The sequence below is a fragment of the Pseudomonas lyxosi genome, assembly GCF_047758685.1.
GTDB classification, from domain to species: domain Bacteria; phylum Pseudomonadota; class Gammaproteobacteria; order Pseudomonadales; family Pseudomonadaceae; genus Aquipseudomonas; species Aquipseudomonas lyxosi.
On sequence record NZ_CP180481.1, the window covers coordinates 4,603,264 to 4,622,559 of the forward strand.

At 53.0% G+C, this 19,296-nt stretch carries 18 protein-coding genes; 13 read left to right on the forward strand and 5 right to left on the reverse strand.

Annotated features, from left to right (window positions below):
• Position 1 precedes the first annotated feature (1 nt).
• Together ACMXYI_RS21195 and ACMXYI_RS21200 are read right to left on the reverse strand one after the other, a co-directional pair.
• Positions 2-1,141 (reverse strand): HlyD family secretion protein, encoded by a 1,140-nt coding sequence (locus ACMXYI_RS21195; RefSeq protein ID WP_415768915.1) that lies wholly within the window; start codon positions 1,139-1,141, stop codon positions 2-4.
• The gene (locus tag ACMXYI_RS21200) at positions 1,138-2,691 is read right to left on the reverse strand and encodes an efflux transporter outer membrane subunit (protein ID WP_415768916.1); all 1,554 of its coding nucleotides are present in this window, start codon (positions 2,689-2,691) and stop codon (positions 1,138-1,140) included. Before ACMXYI_RS21200 ends, ACMXYI_RS21195 begins: the two co-directional genes overlap by 4 nt.
• Before the next feature lie 118 nt (positions 2,692-2,809).
• Here ACMXYI_RS21200 and ACMXYI_RS21205 point away from each other — a divergent pair, with 118 nt between their 5' ends.
• The 6 genes from ACMXYI_RS21205 (at position 2,810) to ACMXYI_RS21230 (ending at position 9,013) form a co-directional block, all read left to right on the forward strand.
• Positions 2,810-3,334, forward strand: a complete 525-nt coding sequence (locus tag ACMXYI_RS21205; protein WP_415768917.1) for a transporter suffix domain-containing protein — start codon at positions 2,810-2,812, stop codon at positions 3,332-3,334.
• A gap of 164 nt (positions 3,335-3,498) precedes the next feature.
• Positions 3,499-4,023: a cupin domain-containing protein gene (locus tag ACMXYI_RS21210; protein WP_415768918.1), complete on the forward strand. Its 525-nt coding sequence runs from the start codon at positions 3,499-3,501 to the stop codon at positions 4,021-4,023.
• A gap of 293 nt (positions 4,024-4,316) precedes the next feature.
• Complete coding sequence (locus tag ACMXYI_RS21215; RefSeq protein WP_415768919.1) at positions 4,317-6,164, forward strand: Mu transposase C-terminal domain-containing protein; 1,848 nt, start codon at positions 4,317-4,319, stop codon at positions 6,162-6,164.
• Positions 6,157-7,029 carry a TniB family NTP-binding protein gene (locus ACMXYI_RS21220; protein WP_150637036.1) on the forward strand — a complete coding sequence of 291 codons (873 nt, stop codon included), beginning with the start codon at positions 6,157-6,159 and terminating at the stop codon, positions 7,027-7,029. Before ACMXYI_RS21215 ends, ACMXYI_RS21220 begins: the two co-directional genes overlap by 8 nt.
• Positions 7,030-7,417: 388 nt before the next feature.
• Positions 7,418-8,080 (forward strand): hypothetical protein, encoded by a 663-nt coding sequence (locus tag ACMXYI_RS21225; RefSeq protein ID WP_415768920.1) that lies wholly within the window; start codon positions 7,418-7,420, stop codon positions 8,078-8,080.
• 15 nt (positions 8,081-8,095) lie between these two features.
• Positions 8,096-9,013, forward strand: a complete 918-nt coding sequence (locus ACMXYI_RS21230) for a DNA replication terminus site-binding protein (protein ID WP_415768921.1) — start codon at positions 8,096-8,098, stop codon at positions 9,011-9,013.
• A gap of 528 nt (positions 9,014-9,541) precedes the next feature.
• Here the strand turns inward: ACMXYI_RS21230 and ACMXYI_RS21235 are convergent.
• Positions 9,542-10,072 carry a nuclear transport factor 2 family protein gene (locus ACMXYI_RS21235; RefSeq protein WP_415768922.1) on the reverse strand — a complete coding sequence of 177 codons (531 nt, stop codon included), beginning with the start codon at positions 10,070-10,072 and terminating at the stop codon, positions 9,542-9,544.
• Between the two features lie 329 nt (positions 10,073-10,401).
• Here ACMXYI_RS21235 and ACMXYI_RS21240 point away from each other — a divergent pair, with 329 nt between their 5' ends.
• The 5 genes from ACMXYI_RS21240 (at position 10,402) to ACMXYI_RS21260 (ending at position 14,705) form a co-directional block, all read left to right on the forward strand.
• Complete coding sequence (locus ACMXYI_RS21240; RefSeq protein ID WP_415768923.1) at positions 10,402-11,181, forward strand: SDR family oxidoreductase; 780 nt, start codon at positions 10,402-10,404, stop codon at positions 11,179-11,181.
• Between the two features lie 99 nt (positions 11,182-11,280).
• Positions 11,281-12,483: an acetyl-CoA C-acyltransferase gene (locus ACMXYI_RS21245; protein ID WP_415768924.1), complete on the forward strand. Its 1,203-nt coding sequence runs from the start codon at positions 11,281-11,283 to the stop codon at positions 12,481-12,483.
• Positions 12,480-13,010 carry an FAS1-like dehydratase domain-containing protein gene (locus ACMXYI_RS21250; protein WP_415768925.1) on the forward strand — a complete coding sequence of 177 codons (531 nt, stop codon included), beginning with the start codon at positions 12,480-12,482 and terminating at the stop codon, positions 13,008-13,010. Before ACMXYI_RS21245 ends, ACMXYI_RS21250 begins: the two co-directional genes overlap by 4 nt.
• Positions 13,007-13,429, forward strand: coding sequence for a MaoC/PaaZ C-terminal domain-containing protein (locus tag ACMXYI_RS21255; protein ID WP_415768926.1), 423 nt, complete (start codon positions 13,007-13,009; stop codon positions 13,427-13,429). The genes ACMXYI_RS21250 and ACMXYI_RS21255 overlap by 4 nt, the downstream gene beginning before the upstream one ends.
• Positions 13,430-13,487: 58 nt before the next feature.
• On the forward strand, positions 13,488-14,705 hold the full coding sequence (locus ACMXYI_RS21260) for an MFS transporter (protein ID WP_415768927.1): 1,218 nt from the start codon (positions 13,488-13,490) through the stop codon (positions 14,703-14,705).
• Positions 14,706-14,760: 55 nt separating this feature from the next.
• Here ACMXYI_RS21260 and ACMXYI_RS21265 read toward each other — a convergent pair whose 3' ends face one another.
• Positions 14,761-15,705, reverse strand: a complete 945-nt coding sequence (locus ACMXYI_RS21265) for an alpha/beta hydrolase (protein WP_415768928.1) — start codon at positions 15,703-15,705, stop codon at positions 14,761-14,763.
• A gap of 29 nt (positions 15,706-15,734) precedes the next feature.
• Positions 15,735-16,535 (reverse strand): SDR family NAD(P)-dependent oxidoreductase, encoded by an 801-nt coding sequence (locus ACMXYI_RS21270; RefSeq protein WP_415768929.1) that lies wholly within the window; start codon positions 16,533-16,535, stop codon positions 15,735-15,737.
• Positions 16,536-16,760: 225 nt separating this feature from the next.
• On the opposite strand from ACMXYI_RS21270, the gene ACMXYI_RS21275 reads away from it, so the two are divergent.
• A complete protein-coding gene (locus ACMXYI_RS21275) occupies positions 16,761-17,879 on the forward strand; it encodes a Rieske 2Fe-2S domain-containing protein (protein ID WP_415768930.1) in 1,119 nt (372 codons plus the stop codon).
• 200 nt (positions 17,880-18,079) lie between these two features.
• Positions 18,080-19,282 carry an acyl-CoA dehydrogenase family protein gene (locus ACMXYI_RS21280; protein WP_415768931.1) on the forward strand — a complete coding sequence of 401 codons (1,203 nt, stop codon included), beginning with the start codon at positions 18,080-18,082 and terminating at the stop codon, positions 19,280-19,282.
• The last annotated feature ends 14 nt before the right edge of the window (positions 19,283-19,296 follow it).

Consider the following 19,296-nt stretch of genomic DNA (forward strand, 5'->3'; position numbering starts at 1 on the left):
CTTAATAGGCATAGCTCAGCCAGCTCATGAACCCCACAAACACACGGCCGAGTGGGTTCAGCGGATTGCTCTCGGTGGGGAAGGCCATGACTTCGGCCTGGCCACCGGCACGGATCCCCCGACTGTCACGCAACGTGTTCAACGAGTCTGGCGAAAACTCGATAATGACCGGGAAACGCTGGGCCGGACGCAACCAATCGCGGCTGTTCTGCACGCTGGGCAAGGTGCCAGGCGCGGGTGTCTGGCCCACGCTGACGCCGTAGCCGACGCTGCGCACGCGCCCCTCGAAGACCTCGCCCGGCAGCGCATCCAGAACAATCGAAACCGGCGTGTCGAGCTTCACCAGACCAAGGTTGTTCTCGGTCATGTCCGCACTGATCCACACATCATGAATGGCGATCAGGGTCATGACCGGGCTACCGGCCGCGGCGAATTGCCCAGCGTCAGTGCGCAGATCCGTAATCAGCCCGGCCGAGCGAGCGCGAATCTGCGTGTTGGACAGATCCAGTTCGGCTTTGGACAACGCCGTGGCGGCACTGCGCAGCAAGGCGTTGTCTTCCTCGCTGCCACCTTCCTGCTCACGCGCTCGCTGCACTTCGGCGCGGGCAGCGGCGACCTGACTCACAGCCTGTTCGCGGTTAGCGCGAGACACTTCGAGCAGGCGTACGGAAATGGTGCCCGGGTCTTCGCGATACAAACCTTCAAGACGCTGATTGTCCTGACGCGCCTTGAGCTCATTGGCCTGTGCGGCCCGCAAGTTGGCTTGCGCCGAGGCAATGCCGGCGGTGCTCGCACCGATCTGTCGGCGGGTCGATTCAAGGTCGGCGCGCGCGCGGTCGACGGCAATCTGGTACGGCTGAGGGTCCACCTCGAACAGGATTTCGCCGGCCTTGACGTCCTGGTTGTTGCGCACGTTCACCCGGATCACGCGGCCTGCCACTTCCGAGGCGACCGGAATCACAAAGGCACCCACTCGGGCCTGTTGTGTGTAGGGGGTGAAACGATCCGCCAACAGGTACCAAGTCAGACTCAGGAGGATCAGTAGGAGGACCCACTTGATGCCTTTTTTCGCCGGGTCGGCAGCCGGCGCTGGAGCCTGGGCGACTGGGGGCTCGGACGAGGAAGGGGCGGTTTCACTCATTGGTCTTTTACCTTGTAAGACATTGGAATGGCAGGCTGTGCAGGGGTGGGCTCTTTCAGCAGATCGCCCCAGTCGGTGCGTTTTTCCATTTGCTGGCGGGTGGTCGGATCAACTTTCGGCTGGGCGCTGTACCAGCCACCGCCCACGGCTTTGTACAAGGCAATGACATTACTGACGGCATTGCTGCGGGCGACCAGATAATTGTCCTGTTGTTCGAGCAAGGCACGCTGCGCATCCAGCACCCGCTGGAAGTCCGAATAACCTTCGCGATATTGCGCGCTGGCCAGCACCAGCGAGCGTTTGGCGGCTACTTCGGCCTCGCGCAGGATGCCTTCGCGCTCCAGGGATTTGATCAAGCCATAGGCTGCATCGTCCGCCTCGCGTGCCGCCTGGCGAACCTTGTCGCGGTAGGCCTCGATCAGTTGCTGCAACCGCGCATCCTGCACGCGCACGTTGTTGCTGATCTGCCCGTGATCAAACAGATTCCAGCGCAGACTGGGGCCGCCGATCAAATCCAGATTCCGGGGCGTGCCACTGAGCGTGTCGGTGGACCAGACGATGCTGCCCAGCAAGGTCAGCGACGGATAGAAATCGCTCTCGGCCACACCGATGAGCGCTGACTGGGCGGCGACATTAAGTTCGGCGGCGCGCACGTCGGGCCGACGCAGCAGCAGGTTGGCCGGTACATCCTGCAACACGGCACGGTCGATCAGCGGGATCAATCCCACGTTCTCGACCAGTTGCGGCATTGCGCCGGGCGGCTGACCAATCAACACCGCCAACGCATTGCGAGTCCGTTGCAACTGGTCTTCGAAATTGGGGATGGTGCTCAACGTGCCCAGGTATTGGGTCCTGGCTTGTTGCAGGTCGAGCTCGGCAGTTTGGCCACTGTTGAAGAGCTTTTCGGTGATCTCGAAGTTGCGCTTTTGCTGTTTGGCGTTTTCCCGGGCGACACGCAAACGGGCTTCGGTGGTGCGCAGCGAAAAATAGGTATCGGCCACTTGTGCGCGCAGCAGTACGAGTACGTCTTCATAGTTGGCCTGGGCGGCGAAGTAGCTGGCATCGGACGACTCGATGGCGCGACTGAAGCGTCCCCAGAAGTCCAGTTCCCAACCCACGTCGAACCCCACGCTGTGTTGCCAGAAATGGCTGTCTTGCGGGTTGGTCCCACCGGATTGCCTGCGGTTGAAGTAAAGACTGTCGACACTGGCTTGCTGCAGTTGCGGGTAAAGACCGCTTTGAGCAATGCCGAGTTGGGCGCGGGCTTCCATGACGCGCAGGCCGGCGATTTTGAGGCTGGAGTTGCGTGCATCCGACTCGGCAATCAAATGATCGAGGACCGGATCGGCGAAGACTTGCCACCACTGACGAATGTCCGGGTTCAGGCTGCGTTGGCTGGATTGCTCGAGGGCAGGGGTGCTCCAGTGTTTGATCCATTCTTCGCTGGGCGGCTGGAAGTCCGGCCCAAGCCGTACGCAGCCACTGAGGCCGAGTACGCCAAACAGCACGAACCGGCCAGGCCAATTCAGCAGGGTTGTACCTGGATGCATTACGCATTTCCCGACCAACAAAGATCACTGGAGCATAGCCGTCCAAATGGGCACATGGCTGCTACGCTTTTTAAGCGCCATCAAATCTACTGTGATCCGTTAGAAAGGTACGACGATTATGAATAACACCCCGGGTGTTGTTGAACCCCATTCAGCCGGTTGGCGCTTCAAGGTGGGAATAGTCATTATCTGCTTGATGCTGGGCTCCTGGCTGTTAGTGCCTCTCGCGGCGGCAGCCGATGTGTCTGGATCAAAGATCGCTGCACTGACTGGCGTGCTGTTCATCAGCAACAAAATCCTGCTGATTCTCGCCATTGCCATCATGGGCAAGTCCGGATTCCAACAGTTAAAGCGCAGCCTGTTCGGCTATGTGTCCTCACTTGCACCCAGCACGGACGTCGAAGTGGGCCCATTGCGTCATAGAATTGGAATCGTGATGTTCTTTGTGCCGCTGATTTCCTCCTTTCTTGAACCCTACATCGACAGCATTTGGCCGGGGCTCAGACCCAACCTCTGGCAAGCTCAAGCGCTGGGTGACCTTATGCTGATCGGTAGCTTTTTTGTATTGGGGGGGAATTTCTGGGAGAAAGTACGCGCCTTGTTTATTCGCACTGCTCGTGTCGCAAACACAAGTGCGGCGTGAATAACAATAGTGGGCGAGGGTAGTGAGTACTCGTGTGCTCAAGCCCTAATGGCTAGCTCTACTAAAGAGCTATTTAGCATAGTTATTATTAATCGTGCGCATGGGAATAATAGAGCGGGCGCATTAATTGCACGCTATTTCAAAGGCTGGAGGGCTCAATCAACATGACTACCAACACCTTTGATAAACACATTCCCAGCGCTGAGGCTGTAGTCGCAGCACTGAACCTGGAACCCCACATGGAAGGCGGTTACTACCGCAGAACCTTTCAAACCGATCACCACGCGATGGTTGAGACCGCTGGGGGCCGGCGCTACCTGATGACATCCATTTACTACTTGCTGACCAAGGATTCGCCGATAGGTCATTTTCATCTGAACCGATCGGACATCGTGCATTACTACCATGTGGGAGATGCGATTCAGTACAGCCTGATTTTTCCGGACGGCACATTAAAAACGGTTGTGATGGGCAGCGACATAATCGCCGGACAATGTCTGCAGTTGCATGTGCCTGGTGGCGTCTGGAAAGCTTCGCAGCTTACAAATGGATTGGCGGGATACGGCCTGATCAGCGAAGCGGTTACACCGGGGTTTGATTTTGCAGATATGGAGTTGGGTATTCAGCAGCAGCTTACCGAGCAATTTCCCGAACACACGGAGCTGATTGAGAAGCTGACGGGAGAATGAGTGGCTGAGGTGATTTGATCCTTCAAAATCTGCGTGCAACTGTGCGCCTTCGCTAAATATGGCAAAGACCAACCAATTGATTTGATTGAAGTTTCCAATCGGCAAGATCAAACGCGGCATTGAAAGCAACGTTTTTGTCATATTTACCAATCAATTAGCACTTTTTGTCACGTTTAAGGATTAAAAATAATTATTGCTATTGCGAAATCTTATAATCATTTGAATGGTTATTTCTTCGTCAGAGATATTTGGTGAGTTAATCTGAGAGAGCTTCATATATCTGGAGTTTCGATATGGCAGAGCTCATAAAAATCTCGATTGGCAGGGTTTTTCAATTTGAAGCATCACAGGTCGAGGTGCTTGCTACGCTAAGTGACGGCCTGTGTCAGGTGAGGAGCTTGTCTAGTGGTAAGATTTTTATTATCTCTGTCGGTGAACTAGTACCAATATTAAATGAGCGCGAGAAGAAATTAACCGAAGAAGTTTCCTTGTGGGTCGATGAAAAAGGTACTGCAGGTACTCGTCAACGAAGCAAAGCAGTTGAAAGGTTTAACGAGATACAGAAAGTATTTACTAAAACTATCAGTAACTCAGAGGCGGTAGCTGAGCTACAGACTGTTTTGGGGCTGGGGCAGAGGTCCATATACAGATTACTTTCGCGCTATAATGAAAAGCGAGGACCTGTGAGTGTCATGGAGGCACGACGAGGACGCTGTACTGGAAAAGTAATGTTAGATGAGCAAGTTGAGTCGATAATTGGATATTGCATTAAACAGACCTTAGAAAAAAAAGAGCGTTTCACATATGTAAATCTTCACGAAAAAGTACGTGGGCTGTGCGAAATGGCCGGATTAAAAAGCCCTGGTATCAAAGCCGTTACGCAAAGAGTCAAAAAATTGCCAGCCACCAAAACAGCAAAAATTAGAATTGGCACTAAACGGGCTGCAGATGAATCAAGACCAAAGCCAGGAAGTCTCGACATAAGCCGCCCCTTTGAGCGGGTACAGATCGATCACACACCCGTGGACATAATACTAGTGGATGACGAGTACCGTTTGCCCATTGGTAGGCCTTGGGTAACTTTTGCAATTGACCTTTATACGAGAATCATACTAGGGATTTACTTGTCTTGGTCCTCGCCCTCGCGATACTCCGTTGCTTGCTGTGTTGCCAATATGTGCATACCAAAAGATCGATGGCTTCAGCAAATTGGGTGTGCTGATGTAAAATATCCGTTTTATGGCGTACCTGAGGTTATACATGCTGACCGTGCGGCGGAATTTAGGACGCCCGCGTTAGTTGATGCCTGTGATGCTCATGCAATGAAGATGGAATGGCGCAGAGAAAAACATCATGGCGGCCATATTGAGCGATATATTGGCACTGCGATGGGGGCAGTGCACTTTTTACCAGGCAAAACAGACTCAAACACTGTGGCAAACAGAGGCTATAATAGTGAAGTGTCGGCGTGTTTAACATTTAGCGATTTTCGACACTGGTTGTTGCGCGAAATTGAGCGGTATCACTTGCGACCTCATACTGGTATTGGCAATGCTACACCAAAGTCAAAGTGGGACGCTTATTTTACTTTGCCCGATGGTACTAGAGATGTTCCATCGATTATCAGTGATCCAAAATCCTTTAAATTGGATTTCATGCCAAGGAAATCCGTAGCGATTCGTAGCGCAGGGATTAAGTTGAATAATCTCCGCTACTGGGATGATTCGCTCAGGCTGGAAATAGGAAATTCATATCCTTGTGTTTATAACCCTGAAACGCTACGAACTGTCTGGTTGAAAATTGATGGACATTATCGCGATATTTATTACGCAAATGTCATGGCTCCGGATGTTTCATTAGAACAGGCAAAGTGTGCGGCTAAGTTAGCGAAAATACGAGGGATAAGACCTGCAGACGAAGCGCGGTATTATGAAATACTACGTGAAAATGAAGCACTAGTAGAGGATTCTGCGCAAAAAACCAAAGAAGCGAGAAAAAAAAGGTCAAAGCAGAAACAACGAAGCGAACATCACTTTGAGGCAGTTCCTAATGATGAACTTCTTTCAGCGATTGGGACTAAAGGGAGTATTAGTACTGGAGTAGATTCAAAGCCGTCGAGAAAGGTATATTTTGATGACTGACACTCTGAAGATGAATCATTTGTCAGAGCGAGCGCGTGCTCTGGCTATGAATGGGGAGGAAGATCGAATTTCTCATATTTATAACTGGATGTGGGTCCACAATAGCTCTGCTGAGAAGGTTGAAGCTATTTGTCGACGTATGCTAACTACCCACAACCCTAACCAAGCACCCTGTTTGTTGGTTATCGGGCCAACAGGTATTGGAAAAACTGCTTTGCTGAAGCATCTTGAAAAACACGTTTTTTCTAAAAACCGTGCGATTATATATTTTGATCCGCGATATTGCACCACGTATAAAGCTTTTCTCGCTCAATTTTCAAAAAATTTGAATATACACGTTACCCCTAAGCAAATTCCCACCAATGCTGTGTTAGAGGCTGAGTTGGCGAGGGTTCTTTTGTTGCGAGGAGTCAAAGCGATTGTAATTGATAATTTGCATGATCTAATGAGAGGGAATAGTGTAAATCAGAGAAATACGTTGACCTTTCTGCGAGAGCTAAGTTGCGGTTCGAATCCTGTATTGTTACTTTGTTTCGGGATCGATAAAGTTATGAGTTCAATCCGGAGTGACGAACAGTTGGAGCGCAGACTTTGCATATATTCAATGCCGGTATGGCGAAACGATTCTAATTTTTTAGAGTTTTTAGCAGTAATAGAGTCTGAGCTACCTCTGCGTAAACCATCCGGACTTACTGATCGAAGCAAAGTTGGTTTTCTGATCGCTCATAGTCACGGAGTAACAAGTGGGATAATTGAGCCAATTAAACATGCGGCGATTTATGCGATCACTAGCGGGGAAGAACGGATCAGTTTGGCTGCACTAAAAATAGGCGCGAGCGCACCTTTTCAGCAGGAGGGTTGGTGAGGTGAGCCCTTTAAAGAAAATCAAGCCCGTGCATGACGAAACACTAACATCGTTTCTGTATCGTTCAAGCTTAAAAGAGGATCAAAGATGTGAGCGAATAAATTTGCTGCTTAGTGATTTTAATTGTAACTGGGACGAAGGATTTGATCCTGATTATTCTTGCTCGAAAATAGGGATTGCAGTGATTGGACACGCAGTTAATTGCGGTTCAGGCGAAATATCGAGAATAATATCCGATTGTCCATGGTTAGTGTTACGACCACGTCGACACAGAAAGTTTTTCTGTGCGCATTGTATTTTTAATGATGTTACGTGCGGGCGCCATCCCTCGTGGCGAAAAACATGGGATAGCTTCATTACAATAACCTGTCCAGAGCATGGTATTCCCATGAACCAATTGGATGAGCCAATCATTCAATCTACAAAGGCGCGAGCGGCTTTTTCGAAGGCCTGTCGAGACTATACAAGTAAAGGGCCTTATGTCTATGAAACGATGCATCTATCGGTTCCTTCTATCGGAACGACGGCAGGCGCATGGGCCTGCCTGTGGAAGTTCGGAGCTCATATTCAAGCTGTTCTGACTATGTCTCGCGCTAAACAGGTAATGTTAAGAGGGGTATTGAAAGGGGAGCCGTGGAGTGAGTGCTGGCCGGCACTAGAGACAATTTTAGGTCTGTCGCTAAGACAACATACTAGGTATCACGAATGCAGGAGCTTAATTTCGAGAGTGCTTCGAAGCCCACCCCAATATCAGGTAGCAGTTGATACGAGCGATGCGAGCAAAAAAATAGACGATGGCATGGTGTCAACGGGATTAATTAACCGTCTATTCTCGTTGCTTATATTAGGGGTTTTTTGGGAGTTGTTTTCAGTCTCTGAAGGCGTTTTGCTGTTTAAGGCATTGTCCCGACTTTGTTTTTCTCTACCTTCGACGATATGCGAATTGAAGAGAGAACTATTATTGTCGGAAACAAATGACTATGAGTCTATTGTAGTGGCGCGGCAACTCAAATGGTCCCTAAAGGCTCGTGCACACTGGATGTCGCGCTGACAAGGTAGGTGTGAAATGGAAATTACATTCGATGCTTATGGCGATTGTGTGTATCGAGCCATCATGATGCAGAAAAACTTACATGACCTGAGGGGCGTATTACTTGATGATCCTAGCCTTGAAATAAATATCCTATGGAAAGTTCCTCCCCAAAAATTCGGTACTAATGTAATTGCACAAAGACTTTTTGACGGAGTGGCCGGTAGCGCACTACTAGAAGCGATGTCAAATTTTTCGGGGGAGGAGGCATGGGCACGCAAGCGACCTATACGCTTTCCTGGATTGGTACGAGTCTCGCCTGAAACATTTCGGATAGTAAAAGAAGTTTGTGAAAGCAAATATCAATTGCGCGCCTCTCTTAATGCCCTTTCTAAATCTCAACGACAGAAATTTTGGTCTAAGTTTCCCACATGGACTGGTATTGAGGTGCGTCGTTTTCCGATTCTGATAGAATCAGCCAAAGCGATAAGGTTTTATTGGTTTTTAAACTCGTCCCTCAAAAAAATGTCTGCAACAAACTGGGCTGCGAAAATACGTCAGCAGATCGCCAACGAGTTCAAAATCTCTTCAGCTATCAGAGATCGTTTGATTGAATTAAGGCGGCGTGAACTTGCATATTTTGAGACGGTGAATCCTGATTTGGTGGTTGGGGAGTTTCGCACAACCCGACCCAGTATTAAAGGGCGAGTCGTATTTCAAGATGGCAGTGCGCGGATTTATAACGCCTCTTTACCATTTATATTTTGTGATGATGTTTCCGACATTGTGATTAATCCATTAAAAGATCTCTATGATTATTGCCCTCCCGGCCATGCCAGGAACGCCCACCATGTCAGGGCCAAATTGATGGTCGATCCGATAACGCCAGGGTCGAATTTTTATTGTTACCAATCTCGTTATCAGTCTGATTTTGCAGATCCGATGAAATTTTAACAATAGACAGCATGTTCCCTAATCCATCAATGAAGCCTGTGCCTACATTAATTTCGATATTGTCGCTCAAAACGAACGAGAGGGCTGGGTGCAATATTCACAGGTTTTTTCATTGGCCAGCGCGTACTTGTACGGTTGTGTAACGGCGTTGCGTCGACCCGGAGTAACTGGTTGGTAATATTGAATACGCTAATCGGACTGAAATTTCCGTCTTCGGAAACAACGGCGGATAACATTCCCTTATCAGATCTAATATCCTCGTAGGTTGACCACCTTGGAATAAGGGGTTGATCAAATCCGTCAGCTCGCCACCGATATCCTAACGCGAATCAGCTAGATTTCACGTCAAACCCCAAGTCAGGCGGCCAACGGAGAGCACCTCTCTGGCCATTTAGCTGCCCTACACGCTGATCGGCGGCACGTTCGTCGGTACCATCATGACGCTGGTGTTCCTGCTAGCGATGTACTCCATCTGGGTTCAAGATGCATCCTGACAATACGGTCAAGCTGAACCAGCCGAGCATTAATTTATGACTTGACGAAATTATCGTCTGTCGCCTTTGGGCCGAAATCGCCTTTAATGTAGAGATCGAAGTTTTCCACAGTTTGGCCGGAGACAGCCTTGTCCAGCCGATGTTTTATAAGCCACCTGGCATTCACGAGGTGATAAGTAACATCATAGTAACCCGCAGCACTTCGCTGTCCGTTATAGTTGGCATTAGGCCTGAACAAACCAATCCACTGAAAATGCAACCGACTATAAGCCCTGTCACCGATGAGTTGAATTCGGGGAAGATGCATGAAGTGCAGCCCCTTGTAGAAAGCGTCGATGCCCCGGCAAAAGGCTGAGAGTTTTGCGCTTCCGGTGATGATCTGGCGTTTTTGGGCACCGACGGGGGCCAAGTCGAGCACGCCATCACTTGTGAACAGCGCTGCCCAGCCATCACCATCGCCGGCATCCCAACTCCGTGCATATTCTGCCTCGAGATCTATGATTGCCAGACGGGCTTCAACCTCTGCGAGACGCACTTCAAGGGCCGCTAACGTTTGGTCTTTCATTGTATTCAGCTCCAGGAGTTTTCAGGGGCGTCGATACGATTGGTGGGTTGGCAACTACGGGGCCAGAACTCCAAGTCATGCGACTGTTCCTTAATATTGTATTTTCGTTCGACTCTACTCAGAGGTCTGGCACCCGTCCTGGTCCAAACGGAGGTTGGAAGCGACACCTTCGCTCGCGCCTGGCCTCTCGTGCATTCAGAGAGATCTACGCACTGCCGATCGTTGCGCTGCGTTGTTAAACGCTCTCTATCGTCTCTTCAGACTAAGACGCCCATCTGTTTGACCTTTAGGATCAGATCCAAAGGCCAATTCCAGAGAGAGCGTCGGGTATGACTGTCGAACGAGATTTCACCAATAAAGTGGTGTTGGTTACAGGTGGCACCAAAGGAATTGGCTTCGGGATAGCAGAGTGCTTCCTGAAGGCCGGCGCCACGGTGCTGGTGTGCGGACGCAATTCTCCACTGACATTGCCGGGCGTAGAGGGGCGGTCGGCGGATTTTTTTCCTGCAGATATTCGTGAGAGCGCCGATCTGGACAGACTCTTCTCCCATATCCATGAGCGTTATGGCCGGCTTGATGTGTTGGTTAAAAATGCCGGCGGTACCCCTTATTCTCTTGCAGCCAGCGGTTCAGCTCGCTTTCACGAGTCGTTGATCAGCCTGAATCTGACCGCACCGTTGCTTACTGCATTGCGGGCGAATGCCTTTATGCAGGATCAGGACACGGGAGGAGTCATTTTGTTCATCGGCAGCGTGGGCGCTTACTCGGCCAGGCCGGGTAGTGCTACCTATGCGGCGGCCAAGGCTGGCGTGCTCAGTTTAACCAAATCCTTGGCGGTGGAGTGGGCGCCCAAAGTCCGCGTGGTCTGCGTCAGCCCCGGGCTGGTACAAACCGAGCAGTCTCATTTGCATTATGGCGATGATGACGGCATCGCTGCGGTGTCCGCTACCGTGCCACTTGGACGTATGGCACAACCTTCGGATATCGGTGAAGCCTGCTTGTTCATGGCCTCTTCGCAGGCGGCGTACATCAGTGGGGTAGACCTGCTGGTCCATGGCGGGGGCGAGCGCCCTGCGTTTCTCAATGCGGCGAGTGTGAACAACGAATGAATCCTCGGCCTTTGCTCTAGTCCTGATGGACGATGAGTCAGCTTGTTCTCTCGGCCAGCATCTGGCCAAGTTCTACTTCTTCAGAATAGGAAATGACAAATGACACAGGCGGTCATCGTATCCGTAGCGCGCACGGCAATGGGCAAGGCCTATCGAGGGGCTTTCAATGACACTGAAGCGCCAGTACTCGGGGGGCATGTAGTTCGTGCAGTGGTCGAACGGGCAGGTATCGAATCTTCCGAGGTCGATGATGTGGTCATCGGCGTAGCGGCTCAACAGGGGACTCAGGGCTACAATCTGGGTCGGTTGTGCGCTTACACGGGCGGCCTGCCTGACTCTGTGCCTGGCATGGCGGTGGACCGGATGTGCGCATCGGGATTGATGAGCATCGCGACGGTCGCCAAGGGCATCATGTGTGGCGAACTGAACATTGCAGTGGCCGGTGGTCTGGAGTCAATTTCGCTGATCCAGAACAAACACAAAAATACTTATCGGCTCCAGTCCAAAGCGGTGCTGGAGGTCGCGCCCAGCGCATATATCCAGATGATTGAAACCGCTGAAATCGTCGCGAAGAAATATGCGATCCCGCGTGCCTTGCAAGATGAGTACTCCCTGCAAAGCCAACAACGTATCGCAGCGGCTCAACGTGATGGCCTATTCAGCGAGGAAATCGTACCTATCACCACGGCCAAACAGCTGTTCGACAAAGAAGGCAACAGCCTTGGCCATGAACTGGTCACCCTCACCCAGGATGAATGCAATCGGGCAGATACAACACTCGAGAGCCTGGCTAACCTGAAGCCGGTTTGGAAGGGGGGCAATTGGATCGCTGAAGGAGAATACATAACCGCGGGCAACGCCTCGCAACTGTCCGACGGAGCCGCCGCCAGTCTGCTGATGAGTGCTGCTGAAGCAAAGCGCCGCGGATTACAACCGCTGGGGGCCTACCTCGGCCTTGCTGTGGCTGGCTGTAAACCCGAAGAAATGGGCCTCGGTCCGGTTTACGCTATTCCCAAACTACTCAAGCAGCACGGGTTGGCGGTCAAGGATATTGGGCTGTGGGAGATCAACGAGGCATTTGCCTGTCAGGTGATTTACAGCCGCGATCAGTTGGGTATTCCTCAAGACAGGCTTAACGTCAACGGCGGAGCTATTGCCATTGGGCACCCCTTTGGAATGAGTGGCACGCGGATGGTCAACCATGCCTTGCTCGAAGGCCGACGTCGCGGCGTTAAATATGTCGTTGTGGCCATGTGTATCGGCGGTGGCATGGGAGCCGCCGGGCTTTTCGAGGTGTTATGAGTGTGAATGCCCAAACCGGTGATTGGTTATCACGGATTCAAGCGCGCCTCGATCAGCCTTATGCTCGGGTATTGGCGTGTGATCCCGTGAATCCAAGCATGATTCGACACTGGTGCGAGGCTCACGGCGTCGATGATCCACGCTATCGGGTAGGCGTGGGTGAATGCAGTGACGCACAGTTGGCTCCACCGAGTATGTTGCAGGTCTGGCTTCAGCCGGGCCCTTCAGGCTGGCGGCCGGAAGGCTCGGCGCAAGTGGATGCGACGGAAATTATCCGGCTGTTCAGTGAGGGAGGTTATACCGGTCTGGTCGGCGTCAATGTTGATCAGGAGTTTGTTAGATACCTTCGCGTAGGTGAGCGGCTTTATAGTGTCAGTACCCTTGTGTTGGTGAGTGATCGCAAATCTACAGGGTTGGGTGACGGATACTTCTTCACTGTGCGCCAGGACGTATTTGCTCAGGACGATGAAAAGGTTGCAGTCCTGCACTTCCGCCAGTTGTGCTATATGCCGAAGGAGTCATCATGACCAGTGTTTCGCCTGTGCGTTTTGAAGATATTTGTGTCGGCCAATCTTTGCCGACATTGCGGGCTGAGGTGACGACCAGCAGCATCGTTACCAGTGCCATGGCCACCCGTGATTTTCATCCGATTCACCATGATCTCGATACAGTCCGTAAGTTGGGGCACCCAGAACTTTTCTTGAATATCTTTTCCAGCGCTGCCTATGTCGAGCGCTTCGTCAGTCAATGGGCAGGAACCGAGGCGCGTCTGAGCAGGATGAGCATTCGGCTAGGTGCTCCGTGTTATGCAGGAAACACGTTACGCATTGAGGGTTCTGTCAGCGATTCAGGGGCCACGCCAATGCGCTGGGTTGAAATTGAGATGCACGCATACGGGAATGAAATCGTGCATGCCAATGGCGCGGTCAGGCTGGAGTGGCCTTGAGTGGTTATGTTCTGCCCGCAAATGTAGTGTCCGATTCTCAAACAAGAATAAGCAGAGGATGACCATGATGAACGATGGCAGTACTGCGGCCGCTTTAGGCCACAACGAAAACGCCAAAGCGTGTGTGGTCGTGGCCGGCCCTGCGCTGGTTGCACTGATCCCTATGGCGGCGGCGCCTGCGCTACCGGCCATGGCGGTACAGTTCGCCGCAGAAGGTGACGGGGCACTCTTTGCGCAATTGGTGATGACGATTCCAGCGGTCATGGTCATTCTCGCCGCTCCCCTAATGGGCTATCTCGCTGAGCGTATCGGGCGTCGATTGGTACTGCTCAGTTGTCTGTTTCTGTTCAGCCTTTCGGGTGCTTGTGTGATGTTGTTGAGCGATCCCTGGTTGCTGATCGGCTCACGATTATTGTTGGGTGTTGCTGGCGGTGGGCTGCTAACCATTTCATTTGCATTGGCGGGGGATTTCCAGGGACACCTTCGTGAGCGCGTACTCGGTTTTGCCGGGGCGGGCGCGGCGCTGATGGCCATAGTCGCGATGGTCGCCGGCGGGCATCTGGTGGATTTATTGGGATGGCGAGGGCCTTTCGTACTCTACCTGCTAGGTTTGCCTGTGGTGCTTTTGGGCTGGTTTGTAGTGGCTAGACATCGAGCGGTAGAACGTATTTTTAACGACGTCAGATTTCCGATACACAGCCTTTGGCCGCTTTATTTGCTGACCATTATTTTGACCATCGGCCTATTCATGCCGGGCATTCAGGGACCGTTTCTACTTGAGGCTGATGGAGTCGAGAGCGCGACGACTCGAGGTCTGGTGCTATCGGCATACTCACTGGTGGCTGCGATTGCCGCTGGTAGCTTCGGTTACTTGCGCCGTCGCTTAGAGCCAAGAGCAGTGTTGGTGCTCACGGCGCTCGCTCTGGGCATCGGCTGCCTGGTCATGGCCACTGCTCACAGCGTCTTCGGATTGATCCTGGGTTGTGTGATTACCGGGATCGGGGCGGGTCTGGTGGAGCCGATTACGGTGTCAATGATTTTGTCCCGTGCGCCGGAACCCGTGCGAGCACGGGCGGTTGGATTGCTCTTGAGTGCGGTGTTCCTCGGGCAGTTCCTTAACCCATTGGCGGTTGGCCCTCTGAGGACTCTTTACAGCATCCACGGTGCATTTTTCGGTGTCGGTCTGATCTTCGTTGGTCTGGCGATCATGCTTTGGCTGGTCAAACGCAAGCGCGCAGATAGCTCGGTGCCAGTGCCTTCCAATAGCGAACTTTGAGCGCTGAGTCAGCGATCCTCAAATGCCCCAGCCGGTGTTCAGGCTGGGGCATTTTTCATTGTGCTTTTTTGAAAGCAAGCTGCAAGGCAGTCGCTGCCACGCTCAAGGCTTCGTCGGCCGCGTCGATGACCCCGAGCATGCTGGCGAAGCCATGGATTTGCCCGTCCCATCGGTGAAGACGAGCAATGACTCCCGCCGCCCTCAGTGCCTGGGCATACGCTTCGCCCTCGTCACATAAGGGGTCATACTCGGCGGTGATCAAGGTGGCTGGCGCCACGGCAGGTGAAAGAGTGGCTCGTAACGGAGAAGCGCGTGGGTCGTTCGCCGCCGATTGATCAGGCAAGTACTGATCCCAGTACCACTGCATCATTTCAGTAGTAAGAAAATAATCTTCGCCACGTGCCTGGTAGGAGGGGCTGTCGAAGCGGCAGTCGGTTACCGGATATAGCAGCACTTGATGGCAGAGTGTCGGTGCGGCATTTTGGGCGTCAATGTTGGCGATCACAGTGGCCAGATTTCCACCGGCGCTGTCACCGGCGATAGCTATGCGACTTGGGTCGCCACCGAGCGAGGGGGCATGCGAGACGACCCAGTTCAGCGCAGCAAGGCTGTCATCCAGGGCTGCGGGAAATTTTGCTTCTGGCGCCAGGCGATAGTCGACCGACACTACCAGGCTTGCTGCCCGATTAGCCAGACAACGGCAGACGTTGTCGTGCATCTGTGGCGAGCCGAAGACAAAGCCACCACCGTGCAGATAAAGGGTAATGGGTAGCGGACCTTCAGCGTCGGGATAATACAGGCGCAAGCTCAGTCGGCCAGCGGGGCCTTCGATACTGAGGTCTTCGATACGCCGTACCTCATCGCCGGGACTGAAGGGTGATTGGCCTTCGGGCATCTGGGCCAAGACAGCGCGGATCTGGGCGCCGTCCATGCTGTAGTCCATCGGCGGCATCAAGGACAGTAACTCCAGGGCGGCCTTGGCTTGTGGGTGAAGTGGCATGAGTCTGCTCCTGTTCGTTATGGAGGAAATCAATCGTGCTGGGTGGTCGCCAAAATACGTTGTAGTCGGCGCTCGGCCGCTGTGCGAACTTCCTCTTGAGGGAAAATCCAGAACTGCTGTGCCTCGATCCCGGCCAGCACCTTTTCAGCCAGGACTTCGGGGGACATGGCATGGCTGATCAAATCACGTAAATGTGCATTCAGCTCCCCTCCGTGGACGGAGCCATTGTCATTCAGGTTTCGGGCGATACCTGTGCTGATAGCAGCAGGGCAGACCACCGAGATGGTGATCGGATGTTCAGTAGCTGCCATTTCCGCAGCCAGGCATTCGCTCAGTGCGATCACTCCATGCTTGGACACGGTATAGGGCGCCACCCAGGCACCGCTGGTGAGGCCGGCCAGTGAGGCGATGTTCACGACATGGGCGCCGCCTGTTTGTTTGAGCAGTCGCGGGATGAAGGCATGTATGGCATGAATCACGCTCCACAGATTGATGTCCAGCACTCGCTTCCATTCTTGTACATCGAGTTCCCAGCTGGCACCGCTGCTCAACACTCCAGCATTATTGATCAGCAGGTCGACGCGGCCGAACTGTTCGAATGCCCTGATGGCCAGGTTCTCAACAGCAGCGGACTCGGCGACATCCGTTTCGACAGACATGGTCGTGACACCCTGCGCGCGCACCTCGGCGTGAACCTGCTCCAGACCAGTCAAGTTGATATCCGCCAGCACCAGCTTGCAGCCGCGCTTGGCCAGTGCAAGTGCCAGGCCTTTGCCGATGCCGCTGGCCGCCCCGGTCACGACAGCGACCTTGTTTTTGCAGATGCGCATGGGGTCGTGCTCCAACTTTGAAATAAACATTGTTCTAGCGTGAGAGACGTCTGCGCAGCATCGTCCGCACGGACTAACCGGTAACTCGTCCAAATGGGGTATGTGCAGATCGAAGGTGGCGCCTAACGTGAGCAAAACCTGAGCGCGATGCGTGCCTGACGCGCGCGCTTTATGTGGTCCGGCTGGATTCGGCGCCAACGTGCGCTACGTTTTGAGGAGAGAGAGATGGCACTGGGACACAAGATCGAGACACAAGCGATCCCGGAGCGTTACGCCCGTGGCTGGCATTGTCTGGGGTTGGCGCAGGATTACAAAGACGGCAAGCCACATAAGCTCGATGTGTTTGGCACCAAGCTGGTAGCCTTTCAGGGTGAAGACGGCAATGTGCATATACTCGATGCGTACTGCATTCACATGGGCGCCGATCTGAGTATGGGAGAAGTGCAAGGCAACTCTGTCGTTTGCCCTTTCCATCACTGGAGTTGGGGGGCAGATGGCAAATGCAACAGCATTCCTTACTGCAAACGAATTCCGCCAAGAGCCAAGACCAAAACCTGGCCAACTCGTGAGCAAAATCTACTGTTGTTCGTCTACAACGACCCGGAGGGTAATCAACCGCCGCCAGAAGTCGAGATTCCGCGCATCGATGCCTGTTTCTCTGATGAGTGGACGGACTGGAGCGTCAAGTATTGGCTGTTCAATACCAACTGCCGCGAGCTGGTCGACAACTTGGCGGACGAAGGTCACTTTAATGCGGTCCACCATGCTCCGAATGATTATTTCGCCAACATTTTTGAAGGGCACAAGGCCAGTCAAATCACCATTGGTGGCAGTGAAACGCTGACGGAAGGAGGGTTGAGTACCTACAACACCTATTTCGGACCGGCTTACCACATTACCCATATGATCGCCGAGCAAGGCGGTATGGCCATTGAGTCGATCCTGTTGAACTCGCATGTGCCGCGGGATCTCAACAGCTTTCATCAGCGTTTTGGTGTGATCGTCAAGCGCGTGCCAGGGATGTCGGACGCCGAGAACGAAGCGTTGGCCGAAGCGTATTCGAAGGCGGTGTTTGATGCCTTCGCCCAGGACCAATTGATCTGGGACAACAAGGTGCGAATCGACAATCCTATGCTCTGTGAGAACGACGGCCCGATTTATCAGTTACGCAAGTGGTACTCGCAGTTCTACACCGACGTCGCAGATCTGCCGGCAGATGTGAGTGAGCGCAAGATCTTCGAAACCGTTACCAAAGTGGAATCGCCCGCGATGCATCACGTGTTCGAGCAGGAAGATTCCGGGGATGAATGTTCCACGCCGCTACAGGCCGGTCGCACGGCATGATTTGACAGATGCAAGACGGGTGGAGGGTGGACCGGGTTGATCCTGGTTCGCCTTTTTTTTGCGTCAGTGAAACACCCGTCGGGGGAGGAGCTGGCCGTTAGTCTTTTTGGACGATGCCTGGGGCCCGTGCGAATGGAAGGATAGGGTTAAAGGCACACAGTCTCTGGTGTGACCATCAGGCTTTTATAGGGAGAAATTGCATGTCCATTCAGTCCGTACCCAAGACGGCCATCCCGAGTGAGTACGACCTCGTACAGCGTGCTCGCGCGATGGTGCCGCGGTTGCTTGAGCGTGCAGAACAGGCGGAGCGAGACGGTAAGGTCCCCGATGAAACGATCCGTGAAATGCTGGAAGCCGGTTTCTTTCGGGTCTTGCAACCCAAACGGTATGGCGGTTATGAAATGTCACCGGCGACCTTCTACAAGGTGCAGATGACCTTGGCCGAGGGCTGTATGTCGACCGCCTGGATCTACGGTGTGTTGGGGGTCCATCCTTGGCAGATGGCCTTGTTCGACGAGCGTGCCCAGGACGACGTTTGGGGGAGCGATACTTCCATTCTGGTGGGCTCAACTTACATGCCTGTCGGTAAAGTCACCCCGGCAGAGAAGGGGTTTCGTTTGAGCGGGCGTTGGAGTTTCTCCAGCGGTTGCGAACATGTCGAGTGGATTTTCCTGGGGGGAATGGTTCCTCCCAGCGACGAGGGTGGTGTACCTGAATACCGCACTTTTCTGTTGCCAAAAAGTGACTACGAGATCGTCCGCAACTGGAATACCTTCGGCCTCAAGGGCACCGGGAGCCATGATATTGTGGTCGAGGATGTTTTCGTTCCGGAGTATCGAACCCATCGCACCCGTGACGATTCGGTTGCGGCCCGTCCAGGTTTGGCCATCAACGATGCGCCGCTGTACCTTCTGCCATTTGCGCAGGTGTTTGTGCGTGCAGTGTCGTCTTCCTGTATCGGTGGTCTGCAGGGCGCGCTGAATGCATTTCGAGCGAGTGCAGCAGTGCAAGTCAGTCGCAATTTCCTCGGTGCGACGGCCAATGATCCATCGGCTCAACTGGTGGCCAGCGAAGCGGCTTCAGCGGTTGATCAACTCAAAACGACATTGTTTCGCAATTTCGAGGCGCTAATGAGCGCTGCTGAGAAGGGTGAGCCGGCCCCTATCGAAGACCGTTTGCTGTATCGCTTCCAATCGTCTCAGGCGCCGGAAATCTGCGCGCATCATGTCAGTCGTCTACTCAAGGCTTGTGGCGGTTCCGGGCTTTATCAAAGCCATCCGGTGGTGCGCTATTTCCTCGATATTCATGCGGGGCGAGCACACGTCGCCAACTATGCGGACCCTGTGGGGCGCAACTTCGGAGGGGTGCTCTGTGGTCTTGAGAATAAAGACACTACTGTTTAAGCGCCTCTGGGCGT